General features: G+C 59.0%; 3 protein-coding genes. 2 read left to right on the top strand and 1 reads right to left on the bottom strand.

Annotation, left to right across the window (positions count from 1 at the left end):
* Positions 1 to 203: hypothetical protein (locus tag AWU74_RS12650; RefSeq protein WP_238580160.1), on the bottom strand; the 203-nt coding region annotated here is incomplete at its 3' end.
* A 1,004-nt stretch (positions 204 to 1,207) separates the two neighbouring features.
* Here AWU74_RS12650 and AWU74_RS04400 point away from each other — a divergent pair.
* Together AWU74_RS04400 and AWU74_RS04405 are read left to right on the top strand one after the other, a co-directional pair.
* A complete protein-coding gene (locus AWU74_RS04400) occupies positions 1,208 to 1,768 on the top strand; it encodes a hypothetical protein (protein ID WP_062328015.1) in 561 nt (186 codons plus the stop codon).
* 12 nt (positions 1,769 to 1,780) lie between these two features.
* A partial coding sequence (locus AWU74_RS04405) for a TonB-dependent receptor plug domain-containing protein (RefSeq protein ID WP_162504799.1) occupies positions 1,781 to 3,798 on the top strand: 2,018 nt, incomplete at its 3' end.

A 3,798-nucleotide genomic window follows, 5' to 3' on the forward strand; every position in this document is an offset into this window, starting at 1 on the left:
TGCTTGTCCCGCCTTATGGCTTTCGCTTTTCGGTGAATCGCTCGGTAGCGCGCCGCAGGCGTGCGGCGTGCTCGGCGGCAAACCGAAAGCTTGCGGCGGTTTTTGAGGAAACAGTTACCGGAATTGTATGACGATGCGGCGGGAAGGTAGTGTTCTATAAAGATTTCGCAGAACACCGCGAGTATCCCGTTATATTCTACCAAGGTTTAGTTATGCACTACGAAGACTTGGTAGTACACTACGAAGACTTGGTAGTACACTACGAAGACTTGGTAGTACACTACGAAAGTCTTGTAGTGCACTACGAAAGTCTTGTAGTGCACTACGAAAGTCTTGTAGTGCACTACGAAGGTCTGGTAGTACACTACGAAGGTTTGGTAGTGCACTACGAAGGTTTGGTAGTGCACTACGAAGAGTTGGTAGTACACTACGAAGGTTTGGTAGTACACTACGAAAGTCTTGTAGTACACTACGAAAGCCTTGTAGAACATAAAAATAGGCGGGGTTTATCAGCATTCCCCGTGCGGGCGTCGGCGTGTATGCCCGTCGGCGCCCGAACCGTGCTTGCGAGGCTCTTGGCTGCCTCGCGGAACTGTTGCGCTCGTTTGCGCAAAGGCTGAATAGACCTGTTCTAATCCTGCCGTTGCAACGTCGACTGTTGACTTGACCTGTTCCGGCGTTGAACAGACCCCGCCAGCCGCCTCTATGCGCCTCACCTATAGGCAAAATCTATACGCGCCGCGAGTTTGCGGTAAGCGAAACGGCGCAAAACTCGGTAAGCAAGCCGTAGGCGTGCGACAGTTCTTTCAAAGAACTCGGTCGTTGCCCGTACTTCGCGCGACTCCCGCCTATATGCCGAGTTCTTTCAAAGAACTCGGTCGTTGCCCGTGCTTCGCACGGGCAACGCTTGACGCTTCCCGCTGTTCCGCGTATACTGCCCCCCGCATACGCAAAGGAAGTGGGGTGCGCGGCGCTGCCGCAAATCCCCCGCTAACCCGTAACTGTGACGAGGCGCCAAAAGCGCCCTTAAGCCAGGAACTTTGCGCTGCGGCAGAAACCCGCGCCGGGTCGTCGACCCAGTGGTTTCGCCGTTTTCAGTGGCTTCGAGGACTGAGCCGTGAGAAAAGCCGTTTGCCCGCACCCGGGCGCTCGGCGTTTTCCCCCGCCCGCCGCGGCGCAGGCTCCTTCCCCGGCAAAGGAGTACCGCATGTTTTCCGCACCGTTCCCTAAAACCGTTCCGCGCCGCACGCCCCCCCCCCGTATATTCGCGCTCTGCCTTGCCGCAAGCGCGGCGCTGTTCGTCGGCTGCAAAAACAACGTCAACGATAACAGTTTTGCCGACAGCCACGAACTGAATGCCAAGCTCATAGGTGAATGGAAATTTGAGTATGAAGGTGGGTATGAATTGTACGCAATAACAACTACAACTTTTGTATATGGTGGCGCCAGTGGCGAAGCAGGATATAGCGAAACCTTTTCGGGTACTATAGAATACGCTTCTAATTTCTCCGATAACGGTGTTATTATTGTTCAATCCGACAATCTGCCTGATTATTTTGGAGAGAGCGGAAATCAGTATTTAGGTATCTATTATAGAGATTTAACCGCAAAAACTGTAAAGATTGCAAACCCTACAGATTTGAATCATACAGACGGATACGGACCTACCGCGACAGACACTCTCGACGGAGCAAAGGCTAAATTCACCGTGGATGCGGCTGTCGATTTTGTCAATTGGTCTATGGTTCAGTCGCAAACCAAGCAATAGCGCGAAATAACAATGCGTTTTCTTTCCCGTCTGTTCGGCAAACGGCTTCCCGCCGGCGTGTTAGCGCTCTGCGTCCTCTGCCCCCTGTTCCCGCAGGATAACGCGGCGGAGCAGGCGCCCGACGGCGGCGTTCCCGGCGAAGACCCGCCGCTCTTTACGGCGGAAGGCATTACCGTAACGGCGAGCCTCGAAACGACCCAGCAGATGAAAGTGCTGACCAAAGAAGACGTTGCGCGGCACAGCGCGGGGGATTTGGCGACGCTGCTACAGGAAACGCTCAACGCGGGCGTAACGCGCTACGGCGGCTACGGCAACCAAGCCGGAATCAACCTGCGGGGCTTCGATTCGGCGCGGGTAGCGTTCCTGATAGACGGGGTGCCGCAGAACTCCCCCGTATCCGGCGACTTTGACCTTTCCGCGCTCGACCTTGCGTCTGTGGAGAAAATCGAAGTTATCTACGGCGGCTCGGACACCAAATACAACGTGTCGGGCGCGTTCGGCGGAGTCATCAACGTCGTTACCGTGAAAAAGCCGCCGCCGGGCTTCAGGCTGTCGGGCAGCGCGTCCAACACGTCGGCGCTGCCGGGCGCGTACCGCACGCACGAGGGGAAGACAGGCAGCCCCCGCTGGGAAGACCTTGCCGACACGCAGAACGTCAGCCTGTCGGCGGGATACGGCGCGGAGGCGTATTCGTGGAGCGCGGCGCTCTTTGCCAACCGCGCGCAAAACCACTTCCTTTATACCGACCCCTACCGGTTCACGCGCCGCAAAGAGCGCAACGAGGTGTATGACTCGGGGCTTTCCGCGTCTTTCGTGCGCGAACTGCCCGGCTATGCGAAGCTGCTCGCGTCGGGGGACGCGCATGTCGCCGAGCGGAGCATTCCGCTAAGCGGCTACGCGAGCGCCGCCAGAGAGCAGCGCGACGTTTCCGCCAAGCAGAGCGTCATGCTCGATATGCCCCGCGCCTTCCGCGGCGATCTGAGCGCCGAAGCGTCGCTGAGCCACTCGTGGGCGGCGACGGACTTCGACACGAAGGGCGCGTCGTCCTGCCACGTCCTGCACAGCGTTTCCGCGATACAGCGCTGGGACTGGTACGCGCTGGACGCGCTCGCCCTGAAACTGGGCGGCGACTACCGCTTCGTAACGCTGGATTCCACGGATATGGGCGCGCGCGGGCGGCACGACGGCGGCGCGTATATCACCGCCGAATGCCGGCTTACGCAGACGCTGCTCATAATCCCGTCGGTAAAAGCCGTGTTCGGCGGTACGTCCGGATCGGCGGCGGCGGTGCCGAAGCTCGGCGCGGTGTGGAACGTCTCGGACGCCGTAACGCTCAAAAACAACTATTTCCGCGGCTTTAAACTGCCCGACTTTGAGGACCTGTACTGGAAGGGCGGCGGAATGTCCGGCAACCCGGACCTGAAGCCCGAAGACGGCTGGGGCGCGGACTTCGGCGGCTCGTACCGCTATAAAGCATTCAGCGTTGACGGCACCGTTTTTGCCCAGCGGACGGCGGATTCCATACACTGGAGCAACACAGGCAGAGGGTGGCGCCCCGAAAACGTGGGCGAAGCGGCGTTCTTCGGCTGCGACGCTGCCGTCCGTCTGCCGCTCGCCGCCGCCGCGCTGTCGCTTTCGTACCAGTATCTGCGGAGCTACCTGCTTTCCTACGGCTATACGTGGGCGTCGGAGCGGCGCATTCCCTATATGCCCGCGCACACCGTCGGCGGTTCCGTCGAAATCCCGTGGAACGCCGGTTCCCGCGCCGCAAAAGGCTCGGCGCTCGTCTCCGCCCACTACGAGAGCCTCCGCTACGCCGACCCGCGGAATCTCAGCAAACTGCCGCCTTATTTTCTGCTCACCGTTACCCTTAACCAAAACCTCGGAGAGCATTGGACGGCGTTCGCGGCGGCGCATAACGCGCTCAACGCGTCTTACGAGTCCTTCGACGGTTACCCGATGCCCGGCATTACGCTCACCGTCGGGGCGCGGATGAATTTTGCGGGTTTGAAACAACAGGCGGAGAAAGC

It is taken from the genome of Treponema endosymbiont of Eucomonympha sp. (genome assembly GCF_001028545.1).